The organism is Spirosoma fluviale, from assembly GCF_900230225.1.
In the GTDB taxonomy this organism is placed as follows: domain Bacteria; phylum Bacteroidota; class Bacteroidia; order Cytophagales; family Spirosomataceae; genus Spirosoma; species Spirosoma fluviale.
The window spans coordinates 865,795-881,261 of the sequence record NZ_OCNH01000003.1; the positions used below are offsets into that span (position 1 = coordinate 865,795).

Consider the following 15,467-nt stretch of genomic DNA (forward strand, 5'->3'; position numbering starts at 1 on the left):
GGGCAATCGCTTTTCCAATTCCTGAAGCCGGGCCGGTTACCAGTGCGGTTTTACCCTGTAAGTCCTTGTTCATCTTAATCGTTGAGTAGTTCGCTATGTAAGCGTTGGTGTTTCCAATCAACGGCAACCTACAGTTGATTTCTGGAGAAGTGTGCCCGCACGAAGGCATGTTGCTGGTTATCGGTCATTTTATCCGACGGCATGATCTCGAACTTGATCCCGGCGTAGGCATGATCAGCTTTTAACAGGTTGAAGAGTTCCACTTTTGCATTCGTAGGGCCAAAAAGAACCACTTCGTTATACTCCTTGATAATGGTGCCTAGTTTTTTGTAATACCCTGCTTCGTTGTGCTGCTCCTTATTATGCATTTCGTTTTCGCTTCCGCCAGACGCATCGGCTTTTGGATCGTGGTTGAAAGCTGATTCAATGGGTTTTATGTCAATAGGATCGCTGGTGAATTCCATTAGATTGGCCGTTGAATGATCCATCCAAATGCCTAGTTTTTTTTCTGTTTTCATAGTTGTTCGGTATTAGTGTTACCGCGCCAAATGTAGTGTCCCCAACATGAAGGAAGCATGAAGGAAGCCATTATCGACCTTCCATAAACGTCAGGATAATGCACGTCCCCTGGTTGGGGATAGCTTCCACCCCAATCATGATCGAATGAAATCCGGCAATCGTGCGCACCAGCCGAAGTCCGATACCATTGTGCTGCTCGGAGCCGGTGCCCTCCGTTGTTGCCTCCTTCAGGCGTCCGTGCTGCGTGAGGGTAGCGATCTGCTCCGGCTTCATGCCAGGGCCCGTATCCCGAATGCGCAAGGTGGGATGCAGCCGGTCCGGCCCTCGGCCGATAACCACCTGACCGCCGGGAGGGGTGTAGCGAACCGCATTGCCAACCAGATTCAGCAACAGGGTATACACCAGCATTTGGTTGGCGGGTGCCAGTAGTATATCCTCGTCGACGGCCATTGTCACGACAAGATCCTTCAGGGCTATATGGTCATCCAGATTGGTCAGTACTTCCTGTAGTACCGCCCGAATGGACACCGTATCATTTTTAAGGTACTGGTGGTTTTCAATGCGGGCCAGGCGCAGCAGTTTCTGCACGAGTTTGCTGAGTCGACCGAGGGTTTGCTGGGATTCGACCAGCCCGGCGGCCACGTGGGGCGGGGTTTGTTCGTCGGCAATGAGATTGTCGAGCCGACTGCGTACTACCGCAATCGGGGTTAACAGTTCATGCGAGGCCTGGGAGGCAAACGCTTTTTCGCGCGTGAAGGTGGCGTTGAGCTGGCGCATCAGGTCGTTGATATGCCCGTCGAGCTGGCTCAGTTCGAGTGTCGAGGTGGCGAGGGGCGAAAAATCAAACTGTTCGGGGTCCTGAATAACGCGCAGTTTTCGGGTGATGATCCATCGTAGCGGCCGCAGCAGAAAACGGATATAGCCAAGGTCAACCAGGAATATCAATAACAAAATGCCCCCCAGAATACCCACAACCAGCCGACTGAACGACTGGCTGAGTTCCTGAACCGCCGGGAGACGTTTACCAACTTCCAGTAGGTATTGATGGCCATTTACCTGAATCGGGCGGCTCAGCACGCGGTAGCCCGTTCGTTCACTCCCGGTTTGTGGACGGTCAACGGCCGGGCGTAGCGGTTTTTGGGTAGGCCTGGTATACGGCCTGATAAGAATATATTCGTCGAGCAGCGACCGGGAGGGGCTTTCTTCCCCAGGGGTTCTCAGCGACTCGATACCCGTTTTATTTATCTGGTCCAGCGTACGCTGTTGCAGCGCCCGTAAACCATCTGCCGTGTATTGGTCGTTTAATGTATGGATGAGTAGCGGCAAAATCAGCCATAAAGCACCGATCAGGACAAGGCGCCAACAGGTGTTATAGAGGGCTAGTTTTACAGACAGGGTCATTCGGCAGCAGGGAGGTTGGCCCGGTAACCGATGCCCCGTACCGTTTCCAGCCACTCGGTGGGGGCAAAAACGATCAGTTTTTTGCGCAGGTTTTTCAGGTGTACGTCAATGTAATTCGAGTTCGAATCGTCGTCGGCCAGGTGTCCCCAGATGTGTTCGGCCAGTTGAAATCGGGTCAGCACACGGTTACGATACAGCAGCAGGTAATACAGTAGGTCGAACTCGCGCCGGGTCAGTTCAACTTCCGGCTGACCAAAGTGCAGGTGGCGGCCCAGGGGGTCCAGGACAAAGCCCAAAAAAGCAATGGCTGGCTCACTCAGCCCATGTCTCCGACGATTGATGGCCAGCATTCGGGAGTGCAGTTCCAACAACGAGAAAGGTTTTGTCATGAAATCATCCGCCCCCAGGTTGAGCCCTTTCAATGTATTAGCTAACTCGCCACTAGCCGTCAGAATCAGAAACGAGGTATTGTGCAGGGTAGCAACCGCTTCCCGCAGTAGATCAAAGCCGTCGTAGTCTGGTAAGCCCAGGTCAATGAGCAGGAAGTCATAGTCATTCACGGCCATGGCTTCTGAAGCTTGTTTGCCGGTCAGGGCAATATCGCAGACAAAGCTCTGTTTTCGCAGAAACAGGGCCATGTCGTCGGCCAGAGTCGGCTCGTCTTCAATAATAAGTACATTCATCGTTGAGTTTGTTTTCCGGTATCAGGAGCAGCGTACAGTCATAAACCTGCGGGCCGGGGAAACGCTTTATATTACGTCATTGCCGACCAATTTAGAGCTGCCTATGCCTTCACTTGTCCACACTGACGGGCGCAACAGGCCGGTCGGGTTCAGGAATGTATATATCAAACCTCGCCCCTTTGTTCAGTTCGCTGGTGGCGGTAATCAGGCCGTTGTGATTCTCGACGATCTTCTTCACAATAGCCAGGCCGATACCTGTGCCGGCATATGCTTCGCGGCCGTGCAGGCGCTGGAATACTTCGAAGATCCGTTCTTTATACTGAGGATCGAAGCCAATTCCATTATCGGTGAGACTGAGGTGAAAATAGCTCGTATCGGCTAAAAGCCGGTTATCGGTCAAGTCGCGTCCGTAGGCTCGCTGACCGACGATGGAAATACAGGGGGGTATACCGGGAACCGAAAACTTCAGTGCGTTGCCAATCAGGTTTTGCAGCAACTGACGAAACTGAAAAACAATGATAGTAACCATCCCCAACTCGCCGATGTCGATAATGGCCTGTTTTTCACTAATCGTTTCCTGGAATTGGCTGATGACCTCATCGGTAAGTTTTTGGAGATCGGTTGGTTCAAACGTCCGCTCGGTCACGTTTAAGCGCGAGAAGGCCAGCAAATCCTGAATCAGCTCCTGCATGCGGGCGGCCGCCAGCTGCAAACGCTGCAAATCCCGTTTGCCATTGTCGGTTAACTGTTGGCTTTCTTCGTCCATAATACGACCGGCAAACGTCTGTATTTTGCGTAGAGGCTCCTGAAGATCATGCCCGGAAACGTAAGTGAACGATTCCAGTTCTTTATTCATCTGTTGCAGTTCTTCATTCTTTTGGGCCAGCGTTTGGTTGGCTTCGTTTAATTCGACCGTGCGGCTCGCCACCGATTTTTCCAGCTCTTCCTGATAGAGTTGCTGTTCATGATTTTCGGTACTGGTACCAATCCACATCGTCGTGCGTCCCTGATCATCCAGTTGGGCCACGCTTCGGCTCAGATGCCACTTATAGGCCCCGGCTGCATCCCGAAGCCGGTGTTGCATATTAAACGCGGCACCCGTACGGATCGACTGGTGCCAACGTTTTTTGTTCTCTTTCTGATCGTCCGGATGAACGACGTTCTCCCACCCAAACGCTTTCAGATCGTCGAAGGTGAGTCCACTATAGCGGAGCCAGGTGTGATTGAAATAATTGGCATTCCCGGCGGCATCGGCTGTCCAGACTTTCTCCGGCATAGCGTCGGCCATAAACTGAAGCTGCTGTTGAGCCAGCCTTTCCTGGTCCCGCTCGTTGGTGGCTTGCGTTATATCTTCAATGGATAGTAGAATTAATTTCTCCTTGCTGTTTTTGTGGATGATTTCCCGCGCGTTGAGCAACATAACCCGCCGACCAATGGCCGCAAAAGTATGTGTTAGTTCAAAGGCTCGGAAGGTTGATTTTTCGGGCAGAATTCGTTCCAGCAGGGTGCGTAACTCAGGAATATTCCATTCCCGATTCCCGATATCGTAAATCAGAACGCCTTCCGTTTCTGTTTCATTGACCTGAAAGGTTTTGTAAAATGCGTTGTTCGCGGTTTTCACTCGCAGCCGTTGATCCAGCACCAGCAGGGGTTCTCCTATATTCGCAATAATGGCTTCGGCATAATCGCGGGCTATGGTTAGCTGGCCATTCAACCGGGTTATCTCCTCATTGACGACCATGAGTTCTTCGTTGCTGCTTTGCTGCTCTTCCTTGCTGGTTTCCAGTTCTTCGTTCAGACTCTGGAGTTCTTCATTACCACTCAGGAGTTCTTCGTTGGCGCTCTGGAGTTGTTCATTAATCGCTTCCTGATCCTGGGTAATACTCCGCATGTCGTCACGGGCCTGGGCCAGTTCCTGCTCCAGCTGGTGAATCAACTGATCTTTAGGCTCGACGATTGGCTTTGTCAGGCCTCCCTTTTGGGACGGTACGGTCGGCGTCGTGTCGGGAATGCCTGTCGTATAAAACAGAATCAGGTAGCACGCATCCAGGGTGTTCGGTAGTGGAATCACATCGATGGATAGGGTCTGTAGCCGGTTCCCCGTCTGAAAAGGGATCAACTCTTTACGAACTGGTTTATCCTCTTTTTTTACTTTGTGCAGCAGGCTACGCAATTCAAAGGCCAGGCCGTGTTTGGCCATTAACAACACGTTGTGGCTGGGTTTACCGGGCGACTGCTCCAGGAAGGGGGCTGTCAGTCCGTGAAAATGCACAATATCGAATACGTCGTTTACAATTACCCCGGCGGGCGTATATTGGTTGAAGAGGATATAGTCGGCCGTTTTTTGGTAATCGGAAGGCTTGCTTACGGGTTTGGCATTGGGCGAACTCAGACTTGACTCGGCCCGTTGATTCGCGTTAGCTATAAACCGACCGGGCACATCTTTACGGGTAAAGACTTTATCGACTTTTTCCATCACAGCAAATAAATCGCTGACGCTGCTGACGGTTTCCGATTTCCCCAGCATCAAAAAACCCGCACTGTTCAAGGCATAATGAAAGGTTGTCAGGGCTTTTTTCTGGAGGTAAGCGTCCATATAAATCAGCACATTTCGACAACTGATGAAATCCATTTTTCCGAAGGGCGGATCGTTTAGGAAGTTCTGATTAGCGAACACGCACATATCCCGCACCTCTTTACTGACCTGATAGCCGCCTTTGATTTTGACAAAGTACTGCTGTAACCGCTGCGCTGAAATGGTCTCTACTTCCTTTTTGGTATAGATGCCGGTACGGGCTTTGGCAATGGCGGGCTTACTCAGATCCGTCGCGAAGATGTGTACGGGTTGCAGACTGTTGCCCAGTAGCTCCTTCATGCAGATGGCAATGGAATAAGCCTCCTGACCCGTACTACAGCCTGCCACCCACAGGCGTATTGGCTCGGAGTCTGCTTTCGTCTTCAGCAGCAGCGGAAAAATCGTACGAGACAACAGGGCAAAGGATTTCGGATCACGAAAAAATGTGGTTACAGCGATCAATAAATCCTGATAAAGGGCATCCTGCTCCGGTTTCGTTTTCTGTAAATAGGCCAGATAATCAGCCGGAGTGTTCAGCCTGGACAAAGTTATCCGGCGTGAAATTCGCCTGCGAATGGTGGTCTGTTTGTAGTAGGTAAAGTCGATTCCATGACGAGTCCGCAAAACAGACAATATCTGCCTGATGATATCCGCATCATCCATTTCAGGAGTAGTCGGATGGCCTTGCCGCAGACTTTGGGTTAATTCAAGAATCTTCCGGGGTATTTCGTGAGGAGGCAGCACAAAGTCGACAACGTCTGCTGATATGGCACTCAGGGGCATGCCATCATAAGCGGCTGAATCGCGATCCTGAGCCATGGTGATTCCGCCGTTTTCTTTAATAGCTTTCAAGCCCAACGTACCATCGCTACCCATACCCGACAAAATTACACCGATGGCTTCATTCCGGTGAACGGCGGCTAACGACTGAAAAAACAGATCAATGGGCAGGTTGGGTTCGGTCGTGGTGGGTCGCGGGCTTAGTTGTAAAATACCATCATTAGCCACCAGCATTTTGTTGCTGGGTAAGATGTAAATATGGTTCGGCCGTACCTTAATCTCATCGGCGATTTCCAGGACCGGAATGGCAGTAACTTTTTGCAGGATTTCGGGCAGCAGGCTCTCGTGGGTAGGGGCCAGGTGTTGCACCAGTACATAGGCCATGCCCGACTCTTCCGGAATGGCTTTGATCAGTTTTTTAAACGCATCAAGCCCCCCCGCCGATGCTCCGATCCCTACAACCGGGAATATATTTGTCGACAGAATCGTTTTGGCAGATTTCATAGTCGTAATAGAATTTAAGGGCTATCAGGACCAACACATACGTCTGGCGCCGGTAGATCAGAACATTGTACCAGCCGACTAAGTACCTGACCAATCAGTTCTTTGAGTTGGTTAAAGTCGGTCGGTTTCTGGAGGCATTCCAGGGCACCGATCTGGAAAAGTCGATCCGTTACGTGTTGATCGAAAAACGTGGAGAGTATAATGACTGGAATCCGGCTCAGGTTAGGATTTTGTTTTATGTCTGCCAGGCATTCGAAGCCGCTTCTACGGGGCATATTGATGTCGAGGAAAAGCACGGAGGGAAGGGGAGCCGTGCTCGTTGTGAGCAGGTGCATGAGTTGCTCCCCGTCACGTACGGTTATCAGCGAGGATGCGATGGACAGGCTTTGAAGAGCTTGTTTGAAAAACAAACAATCGTCTTCGTCATCATCGGCCAGCAACACTACTTGTTTTGTATACATGGTGGGTAAGGTATTGGCGCATATAAAAAGCCTGAGCGTACCAACCCGTAAACTGGCGTGAAGAAGAAGATTAGCTTGCCCTACGAATCGGTACTGGTCTGGTAAGGCAGAAGCAATTTTTCGTCAACTGCTTCTGTTATATCGCTCTATTTCTTGTTGTGTCCGGTAGAGCAGGAACTAGTATTATAGGCCGAACCCCATGAACGCCGGAGTTATTGCTTGTGAATCAACTGATTGATAATTAGTAAGCCGTAACAATCGGCAAGTAGTTCAATAAAGCCTGGTTTACCTATCGTATCCGTTTATTTAATTTTATTCTTTACTAATTAACGAAAATAATATGTGCGGGAACAAGGTTGACCTAATTAGGGGTATGACGGTGAGACGCTAAAAACCCACGATTCCACTATAAAGGAAGTAAGCGTATTCCCTATACAGCCAGTTAGCTCTTCCCCTTTCTGTTTTTCTTGGATAGGGCGGCCTGAATGATCCCCCACGCTTTTACCCGCAGCCGCTGATGGAGTTCCTTATCTCGGGGAACAAAAGTGGTGCTTCGTAAATTGTTTTTGATTGACTTTGACTCCCAGTAGTTGCTGTCAGACGTATCGGGAATGGACGTGTAGGGTAATTCATTCATGGTTGTCGGTTGGTTTATTCAGGAAAAGCAAGCGTTCATTGGCTGACGGACCACTCAACGGATTCATAACCTTCCGCTTAGGTAGTGCTAGGCAAGCCGTTTGAATACGCCTAATAGGCACTGATCTCTCCGTTAGTACGGATGGTTAATTCATCCTCAAATGAAACGATGACCACCGTGGCATCCCGAACTCCGGGATAATCCCGCAGGAAGCGTTGGGTGGCCAGTTCTTCGCTACTATTTAAATACGCTTTGCGAAACGGTTTGGGGGAGATGGACCCATAACCGGTGACAATGGTTAATGTGTTAGTTGCCATAAAGATTATAATTAAGTAAATGAATAAGTATCGTGCGTTTGATTCACCCGGTTGTAGAGGGTATAAAACCGGATCAATTGAGGTAGCGACTGACTCTATATCAAATGCAGTTAGAGAGACGTGTAATGGCTAAATTATTAACCATTTACGTTCATAAGTTTAACTAGAGATCAACTAAGCCGGTTATTACTGACAATTCACTGTTTGGCCAATCGTCTGGTCAAACAGGACAGATCGATGTTTTTAGTGTTTTACACTACCTGTCTGTTTTTCATTAACTTGACAAAACGGCTCAGGCGGACTGATCACTTACTAGAACACCGATGAAGTCAAAACGCTTTATTTATTTTTTAGCGCGGACGTTTGGAGGTAGGAGTGTTTGTCTGGTTAAAGAACTTTTTGGCTTACCCGGCATTGGTATCGCTACTGCTACCGAGGTGGTCACCGCCACCAATGAAATGAAGACCATCACCGGCCCCAAACAGATGGCCTGTCATGCGGGGGTTACTCCCCCGCAAAGACCCCTTCCTGCGGGTCGTGGGTTACAACCCGCTCTATCTTGCCCACCAGGAAAATATAGGAACAGGCACCAATCAGGCCGAGGGCTCCGACAAAGACGAGCGCGGGTTTGAAATCGCCGTCTTTGGCCAGATAGCCGATCACAATGGGCACCACGATGGACGCCAGATTGCCCATAAAGTTGAACACGCCACCCGTTAAGCCAATCAGGTGCTTAGGCGATAAAATAGACACGAAGACCCATGAAATCAACGCCATGCCGGACCCAAAGAACGCCAGTGCCATAAAGGCGATGATCAACGCCGTGTCGTTTGTGTAGTTGGCACCAACAATACTGATCGACAGGAGCAGGCCAATGATGATAGGGGCTTTTCGCGCCATTGTTACCGATTTTCCCTGCTTCACCAGTCTGTCGGAGACGAAGCCGGACAGCAACAGACCCGCGCAGGCCGCCAGAAAAGGCACCGATGCCAGATAGCCGGATTTTATAAAATCCAGTCCCCGGTATTTGACCAGATACGTTGGAAACCACGTCAGGAAGAACCAGAGCATGGAGTTGACGGCAAACTGCCCTATGTAAACGCCCCACAATGTTCGGGTAGAGAACACCTGCTTTACGTTTACCCAACTCCAGACGGACGATTTACTCGTACCCGCCTGCCGACCTCTGAACAGGCCGCCCCCTTCTTCAATATAGGTTAGTTCGGCCTCGTTTACGGTCGGATGGTCGAGCGGGTCGCGGTAGAGCAGGTACCAGACAACACCCCAAATCAGCCCAACGATACCGGTACAGATGAACAAACCCTGCCACCCGAACTGACTCTGGATATAAGTCAATACGGGTGTTAAGAATGCAAGACCAATAAACTGCCCCGATACATACAAAGCAATGGACGAAGCCCGTTCGTGTTCGGGAAACCAGCTCGTAACAATGCGGTTGTTGATGGGGTAGGAGGGAGCTTCAAACGCGCCCGTTGCCAGTCGAAGCGAAAACAGGCTGGCAAACCCCCGGACAAATCCCTGGCAAACGGTGGCTAAAGACCAGGTAATCAGACAAAACGCATAGAGGATTCGGGGGCCGAAGCGGTCGGCGATAAGGCCGCCCGGTATTTGCAGCAGGGCGTACGTCCAGCCAAAAGCCGAGAAAATGAACCCCAACTGTTCCGACGATAGGTCCATGTCTTTACTCAACGCGGTCCCCGCCACCGAAATATTACTCCGGTCGAGGTAGTTGATGACCACGTTGATAAAGACCAGCGCCAACATGCTGTAGCGCACCCGCGTCTTTTTGTCTTTGCCGATTACTTGTTCCATTTTTTAAGGGTTAGGAAAGGCCCAAACAGGCTCCGGCTGTTTGATCTAAAGGCTAAATTTAACAAACAGCCGGAGCCTGTTTGGGCCTCCCTTATCTACCTCGCCGTCCAGCCGCCGTCGACGGTGAGCATGGAGCCGACCATGTAGGAACCGGCATCGCTGGCCAGGAAAATAGCAGCTCCCTGAATTTCCTGTAGTTGACCCCAGCGGCCCAACGCTGTAGCACCCACCACGAATTTGAGCCCTTCTTCGGTCTCGGCAATGGGCAGGTTCATTTCGGTGAGGAATGGGCCGGGGCAAATGGCGTTGACGTTAATGTTGAAAGGGGCCAGTTCCAGCGCCAGGGCGCGGGTCATCTGCACAACGGCTCCTTTGCTGGCCGTGTAGGGCGTCCGGTTCGCTAAGCCCACCAAGCCCAGCGTACTCGCCAGGTTGATGATGCGGCCCCGACCATCCTTTTTCATGTAGGGCGTTACGGCCCGGCAGCATAACCAGGTACCCGTTACGTTGACTTCCATCACTTTGCTGAATTCGGCGGGTGTCAGTTCATCGATGGGGCCACGGATGTTGATGCCGGCACTATTGATCAGAATGTCGATCTGGCCGAAGGCATCGAAAGCGGCCTGTGCCATCGCTTCGGCCTGTTCGGCGTTCGACACATCGGCTGCGAAGGAAAGAGCTGTTACGCCATAATCGGTGCTGATTTCCTGAGCGGCTGCTGCGCCTTCGTCGGCATTGCGGTTCACCAGCATGACATTGGCACCGGCTGAGGCCAGTCCGGCCGCCATCGCAAGCCCAAGCCCTTTAGAGCCACCCGTAATGATGGCCGATTTTCCGGTAAGGTCAAATTGACGGATGCCCGGAAGGAGTTCTTTACTCATTATTTATAGTTTGTGGTTGTATTGCTCTGAATGTTATATAGTGGTTTTGTGAGGACACCTAGGCGCTGGGTGACGGTAACGTCTGGGCCAAGCTCTGGCTTGGCCCGTGCTAGTTAGTGAGACATTGGCCAAGCTGGAGCTTAGCCCAGACTCTACTACACCAGTCCCAGCTTCGCTTTGCTGTAATTGATGCAGGCAACGATGTTCTCCTCTTCGAGGGCCAGTTTTTCGTCGGTGCTCAACGGGGTAACTCGCGGAAGGCCACCGGCGTATTTATGCTGCTTAACCGTCCGAAGCATCCGGGCCAGATCGGAGCCGGGTACGCTGCCCATCGTTTCCCAATAGGCATTCGTCAAACAGGGAATTTCCAGCGGGTCGCGGGTGATCATTTCCAGGCTGAATGTGCCCGATGGATTATGCTTTTTGCACAACTCAACCATCTTTGGTAAATCCAGTATACCCTTTCCCATCGGCACTTCCGACAGCAGAAAGCCATCGGGGTATTCTTCCACGGCCATATCTTTTACGTGGGTGCTGAAGGTGTACGGAGCCAGCGTTTGCACCACCTCCATCGGGTCTTCGAGCAGGGCCATACTGTTGCCAAAGTCGAGCGTAACGCCAATCCATTCGCTATTGACCTGCTTCAGCAGATTGACCAGGTCCGGGGCGCGCCAGTCTTTGTGATTTTCGACGCCCAGCTTGACTTTGTACTTGCGAAGAACCGGCTCGGCCAGTTGCAGCGATGCCAGAGCGGTTTTCTTCAACTCCTCAAAGGCTGCGGGCGAATGGTAGGTTTCATAGCGTCGGCCCGTCGAGCAGACCGTGCGCAACACCTGTGCACCGGCTTCGCGGGCATTGACAACGTCCTGCTCAAACTTCGGGACATCCTCCGCTTTTTTAGGTAAACCAATCGATCCTTCCAGATAGAGACCGTATTTCTCACGCTCATCGCGCACTTTTTTGGCGAAATCCGTCGACCAGCCGTTCACGATCACCTGCACTCCACCGGCACCCAGTTGGTGGCAATGGTCGAGCAATTGAATGGCATTGGTAAAAGCCGGGTACTTCTTACTGTCGGCTTTCGAATTCCAGCGACTCCAGTACGAATGCACCACAATGCCCATTGGTCGCTCCTTTAAAAAGGTTGGCAGCTGCGGAAACGACAGGGCCACGGCACCCAGTGAAGCGGTTTGTAAAAAATCTCGTCTTTCCATCAATGTAAAAGGGCTTGGGAGTTCAGGGTGCCGGATTATTTGCCGCTGGTTGCTTTGCCTTCGGAGATGTAGTTATTCAGTTCTTTGGCCGTCCAGGGCACCACCCGGCCCTGCGAGGTGACACGCGTCATACCAACGGTTCGTTTGGCAATAGGACCGGCATTGTTACCCCATTCGTTGCGGATGTACATCAGAATGGCCGTGATCGAGCCGTCGTCCATGGTGGAGTGTGAGGGCATGACGGGCAGAATATCCGGTACGTCATACACGCGCTTCGCTACTTCTACTGGCCCTTCCATGCCGTGCAGGATAATGAGCGATAACCGTTTTTCATCGCCTAAAACCCAGTCGGAGCCGATGAGCGGGGGCGCAAATCGCTTGAGTCCGGCCCCGTCGGTTCCGTGACAGCCCGAGCAGGTGCTGAGGTAGATCTGCCGCCCCGACGCAAACAGTTTTTGCTCATCGTCATTCAGCAGACTCTTTTTGGGTAGCGCCGTTCGGCTGGTAACGTGGCCAGGCCTAGCGCGGCCCGGCCACTCAAACATGGCACTTATCGTGGCCAGCCGGTCGGGTGTAAGTTGATCCGATGGCTGGGTCAGGATTTTCGGGGCCGACGCCAGTTTGATCGGTTTTAGTTTGCTGGTACTGCCCTGAATCGACAGGCTGGTGAGAATTGCTTTCTCTTGCCAGTTCAGCGCCGTTTTGTTCGCGCTCAGCCGGTTGAGCAAGGCGGCTAATTCGGTTGGGTTTCGTTTGCGGATAACCGACGTGGTGAGCATCTCCAGAAATATTTCCCTGGCCGGTTGTTGGGCCTGCCATTGGGGTGATGTCAGCAGGGTTTGCAAAAAAGCGAATTCCTGATTGTACAGGCTGCTAAGAGCCGCATCCCGAATCAGGGCCGATTCGCCGTAGCGGTTTATGATACCCGCCAGCAGGGGGTGCGACGCCGATGGGTCAAGAACCCCGGCGGTGAGCGCCATCTGGAGAATCTGTTCAATGGGGGATTTTTCCCACTGGCTAAGGAGTTGCGCACCCAGCTTTGTCCGAACGGCTTTATCGGTCTTCGCCATCGGCTCCAGCAAACGAAGAGCCGTTGAACTGACAAGCGGGTCTGCATCGGTCAACTTGTCAAAAAGTAGCTCCGGATGGCTCATGTGCAACCCGTCTAGTGTCCATAACGCGTGAAAACGACCCAGGTTCGTTGTTCCCTTTCGGGCTAAATCCGTCAGAGCGGGAAGTATCGTTTTATCGTTTCGCTCGATAAGCAGCCGCTGAGCCATGTCGCGGTGCCAGCCGTCGGGGTTAGCCAGTTCAGCCACCAGATCAGCGGATGGTAATGCCGATAGTTTTTTCGCTTTCGCCGGTTGCCAGTTCTCCGGTACAATTCGCCAGATGCGGCCCCGGTGAACGGGGAGCACCAGATCGCGCTCAATCGTTTTTTCTTTTAGATAGGGCGTTACGTAGGCGCTGTGCTGGATAAGCCCCCTGTACATATCGGCTACGTACAACCCGCCATCAGGTCCCGTTGCGGTATGAACCGGCCTGAACCGCTCGTCGGTGGAGGCCAGAAATTCCTTGCCGGGATGCGGGTCGCGGGCGGCAATCAGCAGGTCTTTATTCTCTGATACGTTGCGTTTGATGAGGTTTCCGGCGGGTTCGCATACGAATACGTTGCCGTAAAAAGGAGTGGGCAACGTTTGGCCCCGGTACACGAGTGGCGAACAGGCTGCCGTAAACTCCAGCAGGCGTCCCTCCTTGTCCAGCGTACCCGGTATATATCCCCGGTTCACCGCCGGATTTGGTCGGATGGGGTACACCCGCCGGTCGATGGTGAGGCCGTGATCGATACCTGTGGTGGGCGTATGGTGTTTGTTGCGGTTCAGGTAGTTGGGTGGGACGAGGTCGGCGTGGAGCTGCGACCAGTTGTAATTGTAATGCAGCCGCCCGCGATCGTCGTGGCTAATGCCCCACTGGCCACGGGCTTCGGTACTGTCGCGCAGCCATTTGCCGTCGACCTCGTGGTATCGGAAGCGCGATTTGGCGTTGTAAATCCAGTTGTCCATGCTGCGCCAGAGGCCGTTGCCCGAATGTTCGGGAAGGCCGCTACCCGCGTAGTCTTTGTCGATCAGGGTTTTGGTGTCGGCTTTGAGATCGCCGTTGGTGTCTTTGGTGAGCCAGAGTGCGCCGTTTTCGGCCACGAGTGCCCCGCCTTTAACCAATGCCAGCGCTCGGGGCATAACCAGGCTGTCGAGGTAGACTTTACTAACGTCCATTTGTCCGTCGCCGTTGGTATCTTCCAGCACCGAAATACGTCCAACGGGTTTGTCTTCGCCTTCGCCGTTGATAGTGGGCATGAACCCGCGCATTTCCACTACCCACAGCCGACCATCTTCATCGAACGAAATCACGACGGGGTCCTGCACCATCGGCTCCGAGGCTACGAGCTGTATCTTAAGACCCGGCTCAAGCTGAAAGGTCGCTTGTTCTTCGGCGGGGGTGTGGGCGGGGGAGGGGCCATCGTCCAGCAAACTGCCAATTTTTCCCTTGAAGCTCAACAGTCCGAGGAGACTGGCACCCAACACGTATAGGTAATGAACGGGCTTAACCATGAACGAGATACAGGTTTTTATGCTTTTGGAATAACCCCAATGTGATCAGTCAAGTAGTTTTCAGTAAAGCTTTTTCAGTAGCATAAATACTACAACTTGTTCTATAAATTTCACAATTTGAGTTTTGTAGTGCCGACCGCCGATGCCGCCCGGTCGGGCGAGATGCAAGTTACTTCACAACCGACCGGGCGGTCCGACGCATCGGCGGTCGGCACTACACCAAAACAGTATATACGGATCACTTTCTGGTTTAAAGCCTACATTGTTTCACTTGGAGAATATAGTTACTGCATGATAAGTCGATTTACGGAACAGGTTGCCATTATTACCGGCGGTGCCGATGGCATCGGAAAAGGAATTGCCAAACGAATTGCGTCGGAGGGTGCTACGGTTGTTTTGTTCGACATCAATACCGCATCGCTTGATCGTACCGTGTCGGAATTCATAGAAATGGGGCTAGCTGTTAGCGGTCAGCCCGTCGATATTTCGGACGAAGCGTTGGTCATTGCAGCCATCGATCAGGTCGTTCAAACCTACGGTCGGCTGGATATTATGGTTAATTCGGCGGGGATTGTGGGCTTGACGAGCACAAAAATTACGGACTATTCGGTGGCCGACTACGACCGGATTTACCGCATCAACTTACGCGGGGCGTTCCTGATGACGAAATACGCCATCAAGGCCATGGAGCCGCGTAATTACGGGCGAATCCTGCACATGGCGTCCATCGCCGGGAAAGAAGGCAACCCGTTTATGGCGGGGTATTCGTCCATGAAGGCGGGCGTTATCGGGTTGGTCAAAGGCGTGGGGAAAGAGTATGCCGAAACGGGTATCACCGTCAATGGAATCGCTCCGGCGGTCATCAAAACACCGCTGAACGAAGACACGGCCCCGGAACAAATGGCGTATATGCTGGCCAAAATACCCATGAAGCGGCTGGGAACGGTGGAGGAAGTGGCCTCGCTGGCGGCCTGGATCTTATCGGAAGAAGCCAGTTTTAACACCGGGTTCATTTTTGATCTATCTGGTGGCCGGGCTACGTATTGAGGCCCC

At 52.2% G+C, this 15,467-nt stretch carries 12 protein-coding genes and 1 pseudogene; 2 read left to right on the forward strand and 11 right to left on the reverse strand.

The genetic code is table 11. The annotated features are described in order from the left end of the window. Positions 1–128 precede the first annotated feature (128 nt). The 7 genes from CRO74_RS19635 to CRO74_RS19665 all read right to left on the reverse strand — a co-directional run bounded on the left by CRO74_RS19635 (position 129) and on the right by CRO74_RS19665 (position 7,877). Positions 129–518, reverse strand: coding sequence for a hypothetical protein (locus CRO74_RS19635; protein ID WP_097128101.1), 390 nt, complete (start codon positions 516–518; stop codon positions 129–131). Positions 519–588: 70 nt separating this feature from the next. Then, positions 589–1,920, reverse strand: a complete 1,332-nt coding sequence (locus CRO74_RS19640) for a sensor histidine kinase (protein WP_097128102.1) — start codon at positions 1,918–1,920, stop codon at positions 589–591. Beyond that, entirely contained in the window at positions 1,917–2,603 is a 687-nt protein-coding gene (locus tag CRO74_RS19645) for a response regulator transcription factor (RefSeq protein ID WP_097128104.1), read from the reverse strand. Before CRO74_RS19645 ends, CRO74_RS19640 begins: the two co-directional genes overlap by 4 nt. Before the next feature lie 109 nt (positions 2,604–2,712). Beyond that, positions 2,713–6,462: a chemotaxis protein CheB gene (locus tag CRO74_RS19650; protein ID WP_097128105.1), complete on the reverse strand. Its 3,750-nt coding sequence runs from the start codon at positions 6,460–6,462 to the stop codon at positions 2,713–2,715. 14 nt (positions 6,463–6,476) lie between these two features. Next, on the reverse strand, positions 6,477–6,923 hold the full coding sequence (locus tag CRO74_RS19655) for a response regulator (RefSeq protein WP_097128107.1): 447 nt from the start codon (positions 6,921–6,923) through the stop codon (positions 6,477–6,479). A gap of 442 nt (positions 6,924–7,365) precedes the next feature. Next, positions 7,366–7,560, reverse strand: a complete 195-nt coding sequence (locus CRO74_RS19660; RefSeq protein ID WP_097128109.1) for a hypothetical protein — start codon at positions 7,558–7,560, stop codon at positions 7,366–7,368. 110 nt (positions 7,561–7,670) lie between these two features. Next, positions 7,671–7,877: a hypothetical protein gene (locus tag CRO74_RS19665; protein ID WP_097128111.1), complete on the reverse strand. Its 207-nt coding sequence runs from the start codon at positions 7,875–7,877 to the stop codon at positions 7,671–7,673. 323 nt (positions 7,878–8,200) lie between these two features. Here CRO74_RS19665 and CRO74_RS32075 point away from each other — a divergent pair. Beyond that, positions 8,201–8,338 (forward strand): annotated as a pseudogene (locus CRO74_RS32075) (hypothetical protein); the annotation flags it as partial. Between the two features lie 43 nt (positions 8,339–8,381). On the opposite strand, the gene CRO74_RS19675 reads toward CRO74_RS32075, so the two are convergent. From CRO74_RS19675 to CRO74_RS19690, 4 genes are all read right to left on the reverse strand, one after another. Continuing rightward, positions 8,382–9,710: an MFS transporter gene (locus tag CRO74_RS19675; protein WP_097128114.1), complete on the reverse strand. Its 1,329-nt coding sequence runs from the start codon at positions 9,708–9,710 to the stop codon at positions 8,382–8,384. Between the two features lie 95 nt (positions 9,711–9,805). Beyond that, complete coding sequence (locus tag CRO74_RS19680; RefSeq protein WP_097128115.1) at positions 9,806–10,591, reverse strand: SDR family NAD(P)-dependent oxidoreductase; 786 nt, start codon at positions 10,589–10,591, stop codon at positions 9,806–9,808. Between the two features lie 155 nt (positions 10,592–10,746). Next, the gene (locus CRO74_RS19685) at positions 10,747–11,805 is read right to left on the reverse strand and encodes a sugar phosphate isomerase/epimerase family protein (protein ID WP_097128117.1); all 1,059 of its coding nucleotides are present in this window, start codon (positions 11,803–11,805) and stop codon (positions 10,747–10,749) included. 35 nt (positions 11,806–11,840) lie between these two features. Next, entirely contained in the window at positions 11,841–14,414 is a 2,574-nt protein-coding gene (locus CRO74_RS19690; protein ID WP_097128118.1) for a DUF7133 domain-containing protein, read from the reverse strand. A 117-nt stretch (positions 14,415–14,531) separates the two neighbouring features. Here CRO74_RS19690 and CRO74_RS19695 point away from each other — a divergent pair, with 117 nt between their 5' ends. Beyond that, positions 14,532–15,461, forward strand: coding sequence for an SDR family NAD(P)-dependent oxidoreductase (locus CRO74_RS19695; protein ID WP_245877915.1), 930 nt, complete (start codon positions 14,532–14,534; stop codon positions 15,459–15,461). Positions 15,462–15,467 lie beyond the last annotated feature (6 nt).

Bases quoted from the DNA above. Each gene is read 5' to 3' on its own strand.
- CRO74_RS19645 (WP_097128104.1), bottom strand. From the start codon at position 2,603: ATGAATGTACTTATTATTGAAGACGAGCCGACTCTGGCCGACGACATG.
- CRO74_RS19655 (WP_097128107.1), bottom strand. From the start codon at position 6,923: ATGTATACAAAACAAGTAGTGTTGCTGGCCGATGATGACGAAGACGAT.
- CRO74_RS19685 (WP_097128117.1), bottom strand. From the start codon at position 11,805: ATGGAAAGACGAGATTTTTTACAAACCGCTTCACTGGGTGCCGTGGCC.
- CRO74_RS19675 (WP_097128114.1), bottom strand. From the start codon at position 9,710: ATGGAACAAGTAATCGGCAAAGACAAAAAGACGCGGGTGCGCTACAGC.
- CRO74_RS19635 (WP_097128101.1), bottom strand. From the start codon at position 518: ATGAAAACAGAAAAAAAACTAGGCATTTGGATGGATCATTCAACGGCC.
- CRO74_RS19690 (WP_097128118.1), bottom strand. From the start codon at position 14,414: ATGGTTAAGCCCGTTCATTACCTATACGTGTTGGGTGCCAGTCTCCTC.
- CRO74_RS19640 (WP_097128102.1), bottom strand. From the start codon at position 1,920: ATGACCCTGTCTGTAAAACTAGCCCTCTATAACACCTGTTGGCGCCTT.
- CRO74_RS19680 (WP_097128115.1), bottom strand. From the start codon at position 10,591: ATGAGTAAAGAACTCCTTCCGGGCATCCGTCAATTTGACCTTACCGGA.
- CRO74_RS19650 (WP_097128105.1), bottom strand. From the start codon at position 6,462: ATGAAATCTGCCAAAACGATTCTGTCGACAAATATATTCCCGGTTGTA.
- CRO74_RS19665 (WP_097128111.1), bottom strand. From the start codon at position 7,877: ATGGCAACTAACACATTAACCATTGTCACCGGTTATGGGTCCATCTCC.
- CRO74_RS19660 (WP_097128109.1), bottom strand. From the start codon at position 7,560: ATGAATGAATTACCCTACACGTCCATTCCCGATACGTCTGACAGCAAC.